Origin of the sequence: Methanobrevibacter arboriphilus, from assembly GCF_019669925.1 — an archaeon.
In the GTDB taxonomy this organism is placed as follows: domain Archaea; phylum Methanobacteriota; class Methanobacteria; order Methanobacteriales; family Methanobacteriaceae; genus Methanobinarius; species Methanobinarius arboriphilus_A.
In genome coordinates, this window is sequence record NZ_AP019779.1 from 637,041 (window position 1) to 653,221 (window position 16,181).

At 28.4% G+C, this 16,181-nt stretch carries 18 protein-coding genes; all 18 read right to left on the reverse strand.

Annotated features, from left to right (window positions below; translation table 11 throughout):
• Nucleotides 1-429 precede the first annotated feature (429 nt).
• Entirely contained in the window at nt 430-585 is a 156-nt protein-coding gene (locus MarbSA_RS02605; RefSeq protein ID WP_156314569.1) for a hypothetical protein, read from the reverse strand.
• Nucleotides 586-1,429: 844 nt separating this feature from the next.
• Nucleotides 1,430-1,678, reverse strand: coding sequence for a YtxH domain-containing protein (locus MarbSA_RS02610; RefSeq protein ID WP_054834730.1), 249 nt, complete (start codon nt 1,676-1,678; stop codon nt 1,430-1,432).
• A gap of 78 nt (nt 1,679-1,756) precedes the next feature.
• The gene (locus tag MarbSA_RS02615; RefSeq protein WP_221061801.1) at nt 1,757-1,981 is read right to left on the reverse strand and encodes a PRC-barrel domain-containing protein; all 225 of its coding nucleotides are present in this window, start codon (nt 1,979-1,981) and stop codon (nt 1,757-1,759) included.
• 523 nt (nt 1,982-2,504) lie between these two features.
• Nucleotides 2,505-3,392: a RhuM family protein gene (rhuM, locus tag MarbSA_RS02620; RefSeq protein WP_221061802.1), complete on the reverse strand. Its 888-nt coding sequence runs from the start codon at nt 3,390-3,392 to the stop codon at nt 2,505-2,507.
• 629 nt (nt 3,393-4,021) lie between these two features.
• Entirely contained in the window at nt 4,022-4,384 is a 363-nt protein-coding gene (locus MarbSA_RS02625) for a hypothetical protein (protein ID WP_054834733.1), read from the reverse strand.
• A gap of 181 nt (nt 4,385-4,565) precedes the next feature.
• Complete coding sequence (locus tag MarbSA_RS02630) at nt 4,566-5,273, reverse strand: transglutaminase-like domain-containing protein (RefSeq protein WP_221061803.1); 708 nt, start codon at nt 5,271-5,273, stop codon at nt 4,566-4,568.
• 5 nt (nt 5,274-5,278) lie between these two features.
• Entirely contained in the window at nt 5,279-5,458 is a 180-nt protein-coding gene (locus MarbSA_RS02635; protein ID WP_054834735.1) for a hypothetical protein, read from the reverse strand.
• 15 nt (nt 5,459-5,473) lie between these two features.
• Nucleotides 5,474-5,734, reverse strand: coding sequence for a hypothetical protein (locus MarbSA_RS02640; RefSeq protein ID WP_221061804.1), 261 nt, complete (start codon nt 5,732-5,734; stop codon nt 5,474-5,476).
• Nucleotides 5,735-5,836: 102 nt separating this feature from the next.
• Entirely contained in the window at nt 5,837-6,187 is a 351-nt protein-coding gene (locus MarbSA_RS02645) for a hypothetical protein (protein ID WP_054834737.1), read from the reverse strand.
• Nucleotides 6,177-7,559, reverse strand: a complete 1,383-nt coding sequence (locus MarbSA_RS02650) for a hypothetical protein (RefSeq protein ID WP_221061805.1) — start codon at nt 7,557-7,559, stop codon at nt 6,177-6,179. The genes MarbSA_RS02645 and MarbSA_RS02650 overlap by 11 nt, the downstream gene beginning before the upstream one ends.
• Before the next feature lie 3 nt (nt 7,560-7,562).
• Complete coding sequence (locus MarbSA_RS02655; RefSeq protein WP_054834739.1) at nt 7,563-7,748, reverse strand: hypothetical protein; 186 nt, start codon at nt 7,746-7,748, stop codon at nt 7,563-7,565.
• Nucleotides 7,745-8,311, reverse strand: a complete 567-nt coding sequence (locus MarbSA_RS02660) for a hypothetical protein (protein WP_221061806.1) — start codon at nt 8,309-8,311, stop codon at nt 7,745-7,747. Before MarbSA_RS02660 ends, MarbSA_RS02655 begins: the two co-directional genes overlap by 4 nt.
• Nucleotides 8,312-8,317: 6 nt before the next feature.
• The gene (locus MarbSA_RS02665) at nt 8,318-9,418 is read right to left on the reverse strand and encodes a baseplate J/gp47 family protein (protein ID WP_221061807.1); all 1,101 of its coding nucleotides are present in this window, start codon (nt 9,416-9,418) and stop codon (nt 8,318-8,320) included.
• Nucleotides 9,415-9,762: a contractile injection system sheath initiator gene (locus tag MarbSA_RS02670; RefSeq protein ID WP_054834743.1), complete on the reverse strand. Its 348-nt coding sequence runs from the start codon at nt 9,760-9,762 to the stop codon at nt 9,415-9,417. The genes MarbSA_RS02665 and MarbSA_RS02670 overlap by 4 nt, the downstream gene beginning before the upstream one ends.
• Nucleotides 9,763-9,764: 2 nt before the next feature.
• Nucleotides 9,765-10,787, reverse strand: coding sequence for a transglutaminase-like domain-containing protein (locus MarbSA_RS02675; protein ID WP_221061808.1), 1,023 nt, complete (start codon nt 10,785-10,787; stop codon nt 9,765-9,767).
• A 5-nt stretch (nt 10,788-10,792) separates the two neighbouring features.
• Nucleotides 10,793-11,824, reverse strand: coding sequence for an XkdQ/YqbQ family protein (locus tag MarbSA_RS02680; RefSeq protein ID WP_221061809.1), 1,032 nt, complete (start codon nt 11,822-11,824; stop codon nt 10,793-10,795).
• Complete coding sequence (locus MarbSA_RS02685; RefSeq protein WP_221061810.1) at nt 11,821-12,534, reverse strand: hypothetical protein; 714 nt, start codon at nt 12,532-12,534, stop codon at nt 11,821-11,823. Before MarbSA_RS02685 ends, MarbSA_RS02680 begins: the two co-directional genes overlap by 4 nt.
• Before the next feature lie 5 nt (nt 12,535-12,539).
• Nucleotides 12,540-16,154 (reverse strand): AAA family ATPase, encoded by a 3,615-nt coding sequence (locus MarbSA_RS02690; protein ID WP_221061811.1) that lies wholly within the window; start codon nt 16,152-16,154, stop codon nt 12,540-12,542.
• Nucleotides 16,155-16,181 lie beyond the last annotated feature (27 nt).

Sequence of the window (16,181 nt, forward strand, 5' to 3'; positions counted from 1 at the left end):
GAATAACATATTTTTCTATTAATTAATAATTCATTTTTCTATTAATTCTATTTTCAAAAATTTTTCATTTTTATATTTTAAATTTATATTTAGACTAATTTTTAGATTTATTATTAAATTAAATATTAAATTAAATTTTAAATAATACTAATATAGATAATATTAATAATAATATAAAATAATACTAATATCTAAAAAAAAATAAAAATAAACATTAATATAATAAAAAAAATACTAAATAAATGATTTATGAGCAAAATAAGTAGATTTTTCATCACCTTTAGAAAAAAATACAAATAAAAATATGTTAAAACACCCTAATAAAATTTACTATATAAAATTAAACAAAATAATATTTTTTAATAAGTATATTGAACTACATTATTAAACATTACTTTTCAGTAGCCATCAATATTATTATATTATAACCTATCTCTCTTTTTCAGGTTTCTTTTTAGATTTTCTTCTTTTAATAATGCGCCTTATCTTCAATTTATAAGAAAATGCCTTAATAGGTATCTTTAATTTCTTATAAACTATTAAAAGAAAAACTTTCAACTTATTAAAAATAGTCCAAATTATCATATTAAACCCCAAAAAAACATTATAAATATAATAGTAATAAAAACTAAAAAATTTAAAAAAGAAAATAATGTATTTATAATTCTTAAAATTTCTTATCAGCTTCTTTGGTACCATACTCCTAATTTATTCACCCTTACTTACCAATAACCTTAAAATCAATATTATTGCAATTAATAACATAATTATCCCTAAAATTTTTAATATCATTTTTAAATCACCTTTTTTTGATAAATTTCACATATAATATTACAAAGGTTTTCCCAATAATACTGATTCAATTCATAATAATTACATTAAACAACAATAATTAGAAAATTTGTTATGATTATAATTGTTTATTAATTTTTCTTTTTCAATTTAAAATAAACCTATATTAATATATTTTGTTACTATAATATAATAGAAATCTAAAAAATAAATAAACTTGAAACTAATACTTTTCCAACTGCAAAACTAAACATTACAAATGAAAAAAGATAATTAATATAAATAATGTTTAAAATTAGAGTAAAGCCAAGATTCAGAGGCGGAAACACTATTTCTCCTGTTTTCACCCTAACTTTGGGGTTCCAGTTGCGTTATAAAAACATCAATATTTTGAAAGAAAAAAAATGTGAGATTGATGATTTGCGAATGTTTAACGCATAAAAAAAAATATCTTTTTTATTCCCACACCGGGCGTCTTTTTTTGAGAAATATAAAACTTTGAAAACCTATACTATACTATGTTTTCCCTCACTAATAAAAGATATGTTATTTTTGTTTGAAAATTCCTAAAAAAAATAGCTTTATAAAATTAAATATAAAAAAAATTTAAAAAAAGAAAATAATGTATTTATAATTTTTAAGATTTTCTATCAGCTTCTTTAGCCTCATACTCGGCTTTATCTTTAGCTTTTTTACCTTCATGTTCAGTTTTATTTTTTGCTTCTTCTGTTTTATCTTTAACAGTATCTGTAGCATCATCAACCTTATCTTTTGCATCTGATGCAACATCTTCAGCTACGCTCTTAGCATCTGATGCAACATCTTTAATCTTCTCATTAGTTTCATTAACCTTTTTTTTCAATTTATCTTTTAAATCATCACTCATGTTTTCATCCTCATTCAATAATTCATTTCAATTAATATCTATATAAAAAAAAATATTTCTATTTAAAATAGAAATTATTTATTCCATATCTACCATAATATTCAGTAATATTACATCTTTTATTTTTTTTATCTCATTAAATGTAATAATTTCTTTGGCACGTGAAAATATCCCTTTATCTAATTTAATAACAATTTCATTGATTGTTCCAGTATCTTCATTAAATTTAACAGTATCAACTTTCCCAATACTTTGCCCCTCTTTATCAATTACTTCCATATCAAGAAAATCCTTCATATCCATGAAAAAAACCCCCCAGTTATATATTAAAATAATTTTGTTGAATTTACATTTCAAGTATATTCAACTGTATAACATGCCTTTCAATAGACATTATTATAATGTTCCTCATTTCCATGAGCATATGCCTTTGCCTAATTTAATTTCTAAATACTCATTTTTTGTCAAATAACAATCATTTTTCAAAAACCCACTTTCATATTAAAACAACAATCACAATATATACAAAATCTCTAATTATAATATGTTTTTAATGATACTTAATGATATATAAAAAGAGAACATTCCAATTACATATTTTATAAAAGAAGTAATATAAAAAAATATTAAAAAATAGTATTTACACTTGAAAAAACACTACTTGCAACTGCAAGACTAAACATTTCAAATGAAAAAAATAAATATATTATGAAATTATAAATATTAAATTGTTATTCTAAAAGTAGAATAAAGTATATATAAATCCTATAAAGGTTGTTGAATTATATATCAAAAATAGGTAGGTCTTGATTAACGATTCGAATTTTTAACATCCTATTGCCTCTTTCCCAACATTCAACAAACATCTATATTTTTTTAATTCAGATAATGCATTATTTTCAGCTTCAATTTTATTGATTACTCCATAACCTGTTACTTCTTTTTCAGACACTAATTTCAAGTAATGATCAAAAACACTAATAACATAATCAATCGTAAACTCTTTTTTCATACGAAGTTTAATATCAATAACATCAATCATCATATTAATAATTCTAACTAAAAGGTCTAATTCATCTTTTGTTAGATAGTTTTTACCAATTTTAACATCCGATTTAGTAACATCCTTTTTACCCTCCCATGTGGTTAAACCCATATGCGGTTTAGTATGATCAGCACGATAATAAACCAATTCTTTTGCTGTTGAGTCTGTAACAGCCTGATATAGTTTATTCTGCATAGTCCCATAAAACTCACCAATTTTAAGAGAACTTGGCTCATAATCTGTTGCATGAATAAATAACTCATTAAGTACTTTTTGAACATGAGTACTTTCTGAACGTAGTTTTTTAAGGTGTTGTAATGCCTGTTCTTTTTTATCTTCTTTTATATAATAACCATCTTTTCTTATAGATGGAAGTACTTCTTTAGTGAGCCATTTTTTAAAACTCTTTGCAGTTTTTAGCTTAGATGATAAAATAAGACTATACAAACCAGATTCATTAATGATAGTCATGTCTTGCTTTCCACCAAGGGTGCCCTGTTTTGCAACCCCCTTATCTTCATCATCAACATGCCTTTTTAATGCGTTCCTTGTTTTTTTATACCCTAATTTTGTTGCTATTTCCTTTCCAACAAACCAATACTCATTATTTTGTATTAATACAGTTATTTTACCAAATTCTTCATTTTCAAAGTTCATTAATTCATTCATTATTTCACCAGTATTTAATATTTAAGAAATTCAACCACTAAAATTAGAAAAAGTGAGTCAAATAAAAATATAAAAACTAGTAAAATGTATTAGATAGAAACCTTTATATACTAAAAAAAATTAAGTATTATATAGATTTGTGTACTCATTTCTTAGTCGTTCTTTTTTGGGTTTTCATTAGTAGCTGTAACTACTAATGATTACTTTGACTATTTTTTTTCTAATTTTTTATTTACAATTTTTATTTAGTTAAAACAGATATATAAATATTTGTATTTTATTTAACAAAATACTATTTTTTTAGATTACTTATCATTACCTCTTCAATAAATATTAACTGGTTCTTTAATTATTTTAATCATATTGATAACTAATGTTATATTTATAATTTAGTATACATGTATTGTAACTTTTTTAATATATTATAATGATTAATAATTAAGATTAAAAATATTTAAAAAAAAATAAAAGTAGATCACTAAAGTTCTACCCTTAAAATTTATAATATTAATATTTTAATATTATTAAATAAAAAAATCCCCCTCAAACAACAGAAGTTGTCAAGGGGTAAAAAATACAATAATATTAAATATTAAGATTATTTAAGTTATAAATTAATAAAAACTACATTAAACAGATTCTACTGCTACAAGGTCATTAGTTTCTCCATCAACATTCAAGTTTATATAATCAACAACAACATAATCCTTATCATTTATTTTTATAGTCGTATTTGGCTCAAATATTGCCACAGGGTAATATTTTAAAGGAACCTCCACACACAAACCATATTCACTACTATTTATTAAATTATACTCTTGTGAGGGGGTTATCACAACTCCATCGGCATCAGATATTGTGAGATTTTCTTTTATAATTTTATCCACTGCTTGATTATCATTATCAACAGTCAATAAAAATCCTGCAGCCATGCTTCCTACTATTAATAATATAAATATTCCACCGATTATTGCTAAAATTGTTTTAATCATTTAAAACCTCATAAATTAAATATTAATTATTTAATAGTATGTATGATTAATATAAAAAACTTTCTAAAAAAAATAGAGGTAGACCTAATAATAGACCTACCTCATAAAATTTATTTTAATTATATTTAATATAATTATTTTATAATAAGTTTAGAAAGGAATAATTGCTAAAACCTAAAATCTATTCATCCATCCAAGCTGGATTAATACTAACAATCTGGTTACTACACCAATGTTCCCCAAGCTCATATCTTCGACTATTCCAATCTACAATAGCAGCTAAATCAACAATAGTAGGTTTACTGAATTCTTTACTAGATATTCTTATTGTAAGATGAGTAACATTAGTACATTGCCATTGGATATAATCACACTTATAACCCATTATCAAGGCCACAGCACGAGCTAATTGTGACCAGTCTACACAATTACCCATAAGGCCATTAGTAAGTGCTGATATTTCTTTTTGTGTTCCAATAAAACGACTATTCAAGTAGTATTTGTATAATCCTTTCTTTGTTTTAGCATAAGTTCTTAGTTTTTCTACAAATTCAGTGAAATTATTGAATTTTCCTATTAGTTTTTGAATAGCTAGGATATATTTATTTTTCTGCCAATCCTGTGTTGGTTTTATATCTGTAGCTGTTGTTTTAGGTTTGACTATCCAAACATTTAAAGGGGCTTTACCATGCTTAGCTTTATAATCTTTTATTCTAGCTACCATATCTTTTAAAACATGATATTGTATTCCTTCACCTGATTCTTTACCTAATTTAATCAAGGTATCTTTTTTTAAATCAGCAATATATTTTTTAACATCCCACATTTTAGCTACTGTTGGATAAGGTATTAATAATTCTTTATTTGATATATCTATAATTTTTGACATAAATATTAAGCCTCTTCATTATTATTTAATAATCTAGAACCCACATAACCACCAACTAAACCTAAAAACAATGTAATAACTGGTATTATTGGTTCATTTGCTCTCATTATTATAGCTACTATTACAACAAGACCCGCCACACTCACAGCTACAAGGTCATTTACATTTATTTCCTTAAATTTCATTTTTATTATCCTCCATCAAAACAGTTTAAAAAATTGCCACACCATAAGAGTAAATAAACCCCCAAATATTGTTAAAAACACCCCGAGCATGAGTTTAATAGTATTCCATGTGGCGACTTGTTCTTTGATAGCTATGGTGTTTTCTTCAATGCTTTTACGATGTTCTTTCAGCGATTCTTGAAAGTCTTCATTATCTTCTTTCACTTGTTCTAAGACAGTTTCCAGCTTTGTTAACCGGGAATCCTGAATACATGGATTGTTATGTTTGTTTGGCATTTTTGAATCCACCTCAAAATATTTTTATAGCTAACGCTAACACATAATTTAAATTTAATAAAAAAATAGTAATATTATAAATAAAAATAATTTAATTTTAATTTATTCTAATTCAGCTAATTCATCTTTTAAAACATTTCTAGAATCTCTAATATCTAGCAATTCCTGAGGTACTTCTTGATTATTAATTATATATTCCATAATTTCAGAAATAACATATTCAGTACTTTCTAATTCTTGATAAATCTCTGAAATTCTTAATCTAACAGTATCTACAATAATTTTACCCTCATTATCAAGTTTTAATGGTACTGGTGGGTCTTGAACTATTTTATCGTACTCTTCTTGTGTTAGTTCAACTATATGCTCTCCACTCGTAGCTTCATGACACAGAAATATTTCTTGTTTTTCTTCATTACTAATATTATAACTTAATATAATTTTATCTTCCATACACACACCACCTAACTCCAGATGTACCTGCTGTTGTTCGTTGAGCGTAAATATCAACCGAAGAAACTTGATTATTTCCATTACCACAATTTTGATATAATGGTGACTGAGCTATTACAGATGTTAGTGTTCCTCCAACATTGTGAAAGGTAAAAGGAAAATTAACTGTTGTACTTGCTGTTCCATTACTACCAGTTGTTGTTAGATTTACCAAACCCCAACAAGCACTATAAATGTAAACTCCATCTTTTTTATATCTAATACCATTATCATACTTTTCTACTGTTATATTATCCCCTATTTTACTTAGTAATTCTGTTTTAACATCAATCAAGTCCTGAGGAGTTTGTCTTTGAACTTCAAAAGTAAAACAAGAATCAATTTCAGAAGTACTCATACTTGATTCAACATAAGAACTATTGAAAACTCCTCCAAAGTTTTCAGAATGTGAAAAATCATACCCATCAAGATTAATCCAATCACCTGATTCTAAATTAATAGTAACAAACTTTCCACTTATTGCACCTAAATGATTATATCCAACAATATAATCTCCATTAGCTAATTCAGAATATTTTTTAGTAACCCTTCTAATTCTTGAAGCATATTTATCATACTTCTGACCACCAAGATATTCAGAGTCTAAACCTGAATTTATTCCATCGACTGTTTTAATCACATTTAATAATTGTTGAGCAGATAATGATAATTCTGTACCTTCCTTATTGAAAAATACATCACCTATTTTCGCTGTTCGAGGTATTTCATTAATATCCTCAAGTTCCTCTGTTTCTAGAACCTTTTCAATAAGTTCATCTTCCCATTGAGCTACTCCTTCGATTTGATCTAAGAAAATCTTAACTTTACTATCATTATCCGGTGTTTTAGTAACTATTTCAAAATGAATATTATTAATAATTGTACTAGTATTAGCTGTGATTTTCACTTTAAATTCTGTATTATTAATATTATAATTTTTAAGATCTTCATTATTCTGTATATCTTTTATTTTAATATCATTCGCATCATAAATACCAATACTAAAATCATTATTTGAACTATCTATTCTAAAGATTTTCAGATTATTATATAAAGCTAAATAAATTATACAATCAAGTGTGAATGAATCTCCAGAATTAAGAATAATACTATCCCCATCATTTTCTCCTGTAAGATTAATTAAACTTATATTCATGAATTTAGCTTTTTGTGAAATCTCACTATCATTAAAAGCACCATTCTGATAATTACGAGGGATATTAACTGCTCCAATGACCTCGAACATACTTGCAAGTAGCATACTACTGCCAGTATATTCGATATACGCCCCCTCACCTTCTCGAGGATATGGATTTTTAGTATCATAAGTCATAATCTATACCTCACCATAGCATTCAACAAGCTCATATTCTTCATCAAAAATCATAGTGACCTCTTTATTTCTAACTCTTATAAAATCATCTTTATAAACTTCAGCACTAATAAGTAACTCATTTATATTTAATTCAACTTCACTATTAGCTTCAATATTCATTCTAAGTAAATCATAATCAATATTCATATTATCTCAACCTCATAATCTAAAAATTTTGCAATAAAACTTATTAATTCAATATTAACAGTTACAGGAACATTAATCAAAACAATCTCTGATTTACCAGTTCTCAATAAATCATTTGTTATAAACCTATCACTAGTCAATTCATTTTCTTTAAATCTACTACTAAACTTAAAATTATCTCTAAATTGTTCTATTGTAATATAACCTTCTATTTCAGAAGTTTCAATAATAGCTATTTGATTTAAAACATATTCCAAACCTTTAATTGTTGCAGTATTATAATAATTCAAGATTAAATAAGCACGATATTCATCATCAGACCAATTAAAATCCCTTTTGACCCCCATACTTTTACCAAGCACATTCAAATAGCTATTACTACACCTTATCGGAGAACGATTAAGTACAGATTGATTATACACATCACTAACACTATCTAATGATTTACCAATAAGGTTATAGAAAAACCAGCCTGCGTCTGATGGAGGATTCATGACATTATTTTCTTCATCGAAGTAATCAGATATCATATCTCCATTTTCACTAGTATCATCATAAGCCATTATTTTTCACCCTTCCACAATATTCAAATCGCCCATAACAGCATATTCTTCATTTGTTAAATCCACATCTGAAAGCTCATCAATTCTAACTAAAATAACTCCCTCAGTTGATTCAACCATAAATAAAAGGCAATTTGATTTAAAAACATCTCCTATCTCAATATCATTAATATAATTTTGAATGTTATTTTTTATTTGATCTTTAACAATCTCAGGAACATAATTATTATCTAAAAAAACAGTGATTGTAGTATTTTCATCAATAACTGTCACTGGTGTAGCTTCTTGAAAATACAAATCATGATCAACAATATCATTCTCTTTTAAATTAAAATAATTAACTAGATCAACTTCTCTAATGTCATTTTGAGGTTTATAAATTAATTTTCCTTGTTTGTTATTTATTTTCTTATATTTTGCACTTTTAACAATTGTTTCTGCTTTCTTTTCAAACCACAAGGCAGTTCGAGGTTGATAATTAAGCCAACAATCTTTAATCCTAGCTCTATAATTATCATCATCTTCACCATCTTTTCCATCTGTGACATCTTCTTCATTTATCACTGAAATATCAATACCCAATGGAGTAATAATTGTGTTTATTTCACCTGCTTTTACATTACCAATAGTCCCCTCTTCTTCACAAATAACCTCCACAACACCTGTAGATTCTCCTCTGAGTATTTTCAAATCTTCAGTTGTGGTAAAAATCACTAAATCATCAGTTGATACTTCTGTTCCTTCGAGTATGGTGAAAGGTGATTCTAAAGGATTTGGTAAATTGAAAATAACATTAGTAGTGCTAAATGATGGGTCTTCACGATATACTCCTTTTTGATAGCCTATTTCATCAAGGGCATCACCAATTGCATCATTAAGTCTGAAATTCTCATCATTTGTTTCAGCCATCATTTCTTGATTAAATTGTAACATTGAATAAATAACAATAAAACCATAATTAACACTTCCTGGATTAAAGTCTGCAACAGTAGTTAAGCCTTGGAATTGAGCATTACGAACTAAATCTATATTTTCATCAATAATATCTGATAATTTTCTTATAGATCCATCACCTTTTATAAATTCAGCATCTTCTTGTATTATCATAATAAATCATCCTCAATTATTTCATCACCATTAACAGTTGTAATTTTTAATTTAAAATTACCATTTTCATAGTAACATTCAGCATCTTTGATTCTAGAGTCTTGAATTACAGAAGTTTCAATATCAAGACAAATAATAGCTCTCATCTCATTACTATCATCATATCCTAGAAATTCTTTAAGATTAGTTCCATAATCTTCATCAATATAATAATAAGTTCCTTTATATGTTTTAATCCTATTTTTAATCGCTTGATGGAGATTGTCTAATCCTGAAACTAAAGCTATTTGCCCATTACTTGAAAGTTTACCATGACTTGCAATATCTGTTCCCAAATCAACCATAATTAAATCACCTTTTTACCATTACGATAATTACGAGCTGAAACAGAAGAACAATCATAAAGTTTTCCTTTATATTTATTCCAAAAATGACGATTAGACCTGTCGTTGAAATTAGCAATTCCAGATATAACATTTACTTTTATACCTGCACCTCTACACATCATATAAAATATATAAGCGTAATCAACACAGTTGGCTCTTTTATTTTTCCAACACCATTCAGCACTAGCTTTACCGAATTTATTCTCATTTTCACTTGGAATTTTATGTCCTTTATAATATTTGTATTTAAAATTACCATTACCTGTTTTAAGCCACTTATATATCGCAGATACATTTTTAAGCTTTTTTCCCTGTAGTCTTATTCTTTTTTCTATATCACTACTTCCATTGCTGACAGAAGTTGTGTATTTTTCAGAATATTGTGAACCAGGAGCTGGAACTGATGAAGAAATATTCAATTGAACATCATCTTCAGATTCATCAGTACTAATTATAAAATAAGTTTTAGTCGAACGAAGAGGAGGGCTTAATTCAATGTAACTACCTTCTCTAATCAGTTTTAATGGAGGTATTGTTAGTTTTGAGTCTTTTTTAGGTTTGCTTTTCTCTTTATATTCATTTTTCAATTCTCGTAAAGCTTTTTTCTTATCTAATACTTTTTGTTCAGCTGTAGTATTACTATCACTAGAACTACTACCTTTCGTCAAACTATATTTACAACTACCTTCTTTACTTTTACCACTAACACCATCATAATCAACATCACATCTCCCACCGTTTGGATTAACATAACTACAATTGATTTCACCCTCAACAGCAGTTTTCCTACCTTTAGCTCCAATGGCTCTTAAATATCCTGATTGTTTACATGCAGGGCAATAGTTTTTCCAAGTACGTTTGTAGCGTTGTTTATAACTTTTGTTTTTATTACAACTAGCAGGAGCCATTTTTACTGTTATTGTTTTTTTATCATTAGTCCAGCTGACACCTGCTAGAATCCTATAACCATCACGAATAGGCAACAAGATCACCCTTTATATTCTTTCAATACTTTTAAACTTTTCTTAGTAGACATTGCACCATACCATTTATCCATACCCGAATAATCAAAATCTTTCCAACCAGACTTATACTTAACACTTACAGTACGATGAGTACCACTACTTGCAGAAGCAGAATAATAAGAGAGTATCCTACAAGACACTTTATTACTCTTCAATTTAGCAAATATTTTATCACTCATACAAAAACAATCACATGAACCTCCACTATTAGGGTGTTTATATCCTCGCATTGACTTATTAACACTAGCAACAATCTTTTTAATGTCACTATCAGTATTACTATCAGAACTGGAAGATGAATTATCACTAAGAGTAGTAACATTCCTTATATCACCCCAAACACTAACTAAAGCTTTATTACTATATTTTTTAATCAACTTCCCATTTTCATCATACAATTCATAACCTGTCTGAATATCAGAATAATCAGTATTATTAACAAAACTAATAGCACTACTAATACTATAACCTTTCATTTCCTCAGGATAAGGCTTATAAATAAGATTAGCATTCTCATCAATATTAAAATAAATAAGTGTTCCTTTTTGAAATTCAAGCGAAATTAACTGAGAAATAACCTCAAGTATAGTTATATCTTTAAAAGTTAAACTAGAAAAAACCGTTTTAGTTTTCTTTAAACTTAATTTAAGAGGACTAGAACCTAAATATCTCTTAAACAACAACTTCACAATTTGATGTGTTGTTTTCTTTTTAAAAGTTTCAGAAACTTCTCTTAATAAATATCTTTTATAATCTAAACATTCATACTTATAAAAATCATTCTTAGTACTTGTCTTTTTAACAATCTGCCCTGCAAAAGTCCTATGCCTACTACTCACCAGTTTAACATGAGTTCCTTCTTCAAGGTCAGAATATGATGAAAAAGTTAAGCTTCCAGCTTTATTCCAATCTCTTTTAATATTCCAATCAGCAAAAATAGGAGTTTTTTTAAAACTATTAGTTTTTTTAAAAGTAGTATAAAGTTCAGTTGTCATTTTATCCCATATCTCTTTTTAAGATAATCTCTACTTTGTTTATTCCATTTACCAGTCCTATATTTACTTTTAAGCTTAGCTTTTTTCGTTTGCCATCTTTTAAGCTCTTGTTCAGTATAAATACAAAATAATCCATCTCTTCGATACTTAAGATAAAATTTATCTTTCTTAAGCATATCTTGCAAATGATACACACATTTCACTTTGCTTTTTTTACAATTCTTTTTAGGAGTGCATTTAAGCAAAGCAGTTATATACGAAGGCGTTTTATTTTTATTTGTTGATTTAGCAGTTGTGCTTGATGAATTGAATGTGTTAAATTTTTTTATATCAGCTACAAATTTTTCTTGTTCTGTTATAACCCATTCATACTCCCTATAATCTTCAACAGGATAGCTAGGTGTTATAGATTCAACAACTCCCATAAAAGATTTATTACCTATAACAATAGGCACTGATTTAGTTTTTGTTAAATTCACTAGGTTGTTGTAAGCTTTTTCATAAACTTCATACTGATCTGGAGTTAAAATGCTTTTGAATTTTATACTTTCACTTTTGTTTGGGAAATTCTTTAAATATGATTTCCCACTTGTTAATTCAGCTTTTTTATAATTCAAAGTATTTTCAAAATCAACCCCTAGATTCTGGATTATCTTTTCAATTTTAAGTCCATTAACAACAACTTTTGTTAAAGTTACATGTTCACCCATGATTTTTAACTCCTACTAGCTTCACGATCATTATAGTCCTCTATAATATCCATTACGTAATTTGCAACATCTCTTTCAGTAATTAGGCTATTAAAATTATTAATAATGTTATTGCCTCCTGAAGGATACATACTTTCACCATTATTTGCTTCTTCAAAAGGAGAACCAGCAGCACCACCTACCCAATTAACACTACTACCATAATAAATATCCATCACAGAACCAGAATTTTGTCTTAATAAATCATTAACATTTAAATCTGCTTTTTCCTCATCAGTCATACCTGCTGTTAAATTAGCACCTAGTGCAGATCCTGCAGTATAAAAATCACTAGTAAGGCTACGAATAAAACTAATAGTATCATTCATTCCTGAAATAATAGCTGCTATTGGACTGTTTATTCCTGCACCAGCTCTAAAACCACTGACTAATGCAGCGCCTAGTGCATTACCTGCACTTTGCATTGTATCATAACGATTTTTAACAGCTGATATAGCAGCACTTACAACAGTAACACTTGCAGATCCTAAATTTTTAGCTCCTATTTTAAACCCAGTGGTAATTTTAGAACCCATATTTTGAGCAGCAGCTTGAACACCAGCACCAGCAGACAAAGCATTATTAATCGCTTGAATAGTTGTTTTTAATGAGTTTAATATGTTTATTTTAGCAGTATCAACTTGGAAAGGCATACTGTTTAAATGCTGATTAATACTATACAAAGCAGATATAGCTGATTTAATATTTCCAGCATTATCAGTTATATTTGTTCCAATATTAGCACAGTTATTTGAAATGTATAATCCTACTTCAGCTATTTTTGAAATTATTGTCTTTAAGTTGGTTATAGCTTGTGTTTTAGCAGGATCAATATTAAATCCTTTTGTATTTAAATGTTGATTAATACTATATAAAGTATCGATAGCAAGTTTAAATGGTTCTGCCATAGCAGGAGTTGCAACAATTGATGTCCAATTATCACTAATACTTTTAGATGCATTTACTAATGGCATTATAGCATTGTTAAGATTACGAATAGTATCTATTTTCTCTTTAGGAATATTAGGCAAATTAACAGTATTAATAGCGGTGCCAATTATATATAGGTTATCTAAAGTAGTTTTCATACCTTTAGTGTCAGTTATACTGACCATTTTTTTACCATACCACCCAACACCAAGAGCATCTTTGATAGATTCAGAAGCTTTTTGAAGATCGCCTGTGACATCAGATAATCGTTTAATTGTGTCAGTTTTGCCTGCATTGACTGAAGGTATATTAACAGTATTAATCTGTGTAGCAATTTTATATAGATTGTCTAAAGTTGCTTTCATACCCTTACTGTCCTTTATGGTGATTATTTTCTCACCAAACCAACCTAAAGATTCATTAACCGCATCACTAGCTTTTTGTAAATACTTTAATGTATCAGCTAATCTTTGTATCATGTCTGTTTTTTCTTTTGGAATAGATGGTATGTTTATAGCTTGTATTTCTTTTCCAATATCGGTCATGTGTCTTATATTCTGTCTTATAGCCTGCATACCTCCTGTAAGCATAACGCCCAAACCAGATAAATTAAGCCCAGTCAATTGACCCATAGCACTTGCAATACCTTTAATTGATAAAGCAATTTGGTTAATTTTATTAACACTTGAATCATCTATATTCATTTTAGATACTTCATTAAGAAGTGCTTCTATTTCTTTACTTGCTACCCAAAACTGAGCCAAAGCTAAACTAGTATTAATGATACCTCCTGTTGCAGTATAAACAACATTAACAATATTGATAGCAGTGAGTACTGTGAAAGCTTTTAAAAGTTCCCACATAGCAAGACCAATCTGTTTGATGCCTTCAATTGCAGAGGTCAAATTAAGTTTATCAAATCTAAGAGCTATAACAACCTCACCAATAAGTCTAACAAATAACAATACTTCAATGGCTAATCCTGCCACTATTGGTATCATAATAGCAATTACTGCACTAATAGCGATTAAAGGTACAAGCATTGTAGTAATAGAAGCACTAATAGCAGACAACCCTGTTGCACCTGCAGCTGCTCCTGGAGCTGCACCACTTGCTGCACCACCAACAGCCCCAACACCTTTTATACCTTTTGCTGCACCACCCATAGATGCAGCTCTTGCAAGATTATTCGCTTCAAGAGCAGCCGTATTTGCTGTAAGTGCTGCAGTATTTGCTCCTAGTTCTGCCGTTTGAGTGGCTAAACCAGCACCTTTTAAAGCATTAACTAGTCCGCCTCCTCCTTTAAGAATTGATCCAAACCCTTTAATTCCTGACAAAGTAGCTGTGAAACTTCTACCTACCATTCCAAGAGCACCAACAAGACCTATAAGTCCTACACCTAACAATCCTACAACTGCAATAGTAGATAATATTGATGTAGAAGCACCCTTAGTTAATTCATCTAACCACATAAAACCGTCAGCAATAGGTTTAATCATATTAATAAGAGTTGTTCCTATGTTTGTCATACTGGCGTCGAAAAGAGCTTTTAATTGATCAATAGATTTAGAAGGAGCATCAATATCTAATGCTCCCATAATTCCCTCTTCTTGAAGCATATCTTGCAATATTTTGATTCGCTCATCTACTGTATCAGCACCTTCTAAAAGACCTTTCCATTTTTCAGGATCTCTTAAACTTGAAAGAGTATCTTCCATCAAACCTAAATCACCAGTAGATAAGAAATTTTTAAGTTCTTTTTCCATCTCATACATAGTTGCCCCAGTACGACCACCAAGCATTTCATACCCAGCAACTACCTTTTCAGTCATACCTAAAGTCGAATCAGATACTTTATTGTTAAGATTAATTACTAACCCTGCTACATTTTTAAATAATGAATCACTTGATTGGCCTGTACTAGCTAAATTATTAACAGTATCATAAAATCTATCAGCTTTCTTTTTAGCTTGATCCAATCCCATGCCTGATTGTTGTAAACTTCCTACCCAATTCCTCCAAGCTTTATCCATGTTAGTAGCTGTTTCTACTCCGTTGGTTAAAAGTTGACTAGCTCCTGCAGTAGCGAGTAAACCTCCTACTCCTTGTTCAAGTCCGCTTATGCCTTCAGCTTGATTTTGGATATTTTGTAATGAGGATATAGCTTCAGAATCATCAACAGTAGGTTTAATTTTAGGAGAAGAACCATCGAGGTTATCAGTAGCTGTTTGAATAGCTTGTAATTCATCAATAGCCCCAGACTCAATCATAGTTTTTATTTGTGGAGATAAACCATCAAGATCATTTATTTTCTTACGAATTTCATCTATCCTATCTTCTGCCGCATTATCCATTTGTACACGAAGATTAGGAGGAAGCATATTTTTTAATTCATTATATTCGGATTTAATCTTCTTTATCTCTTCTAATCCTTCTGTAGCCACACCTATATTGACTAATGTTTTTTCAGCAGCAATTTCTTTAGCTTTTTTCTGCACCTCTCTTAGTTTATCAGTTGCACTATTTGCATCAGCACCTACTTTGATTTCTGTTTCTTCTGCAGAAAGTTGTTTAAGTTGTTTGTTTAGTGATTCTAATTCATCACCATCTACACTGGTTTTGATTTTAATATCTACTTCATTGGAAGACATAATAATACTACTCCTTTGGGAAATTTT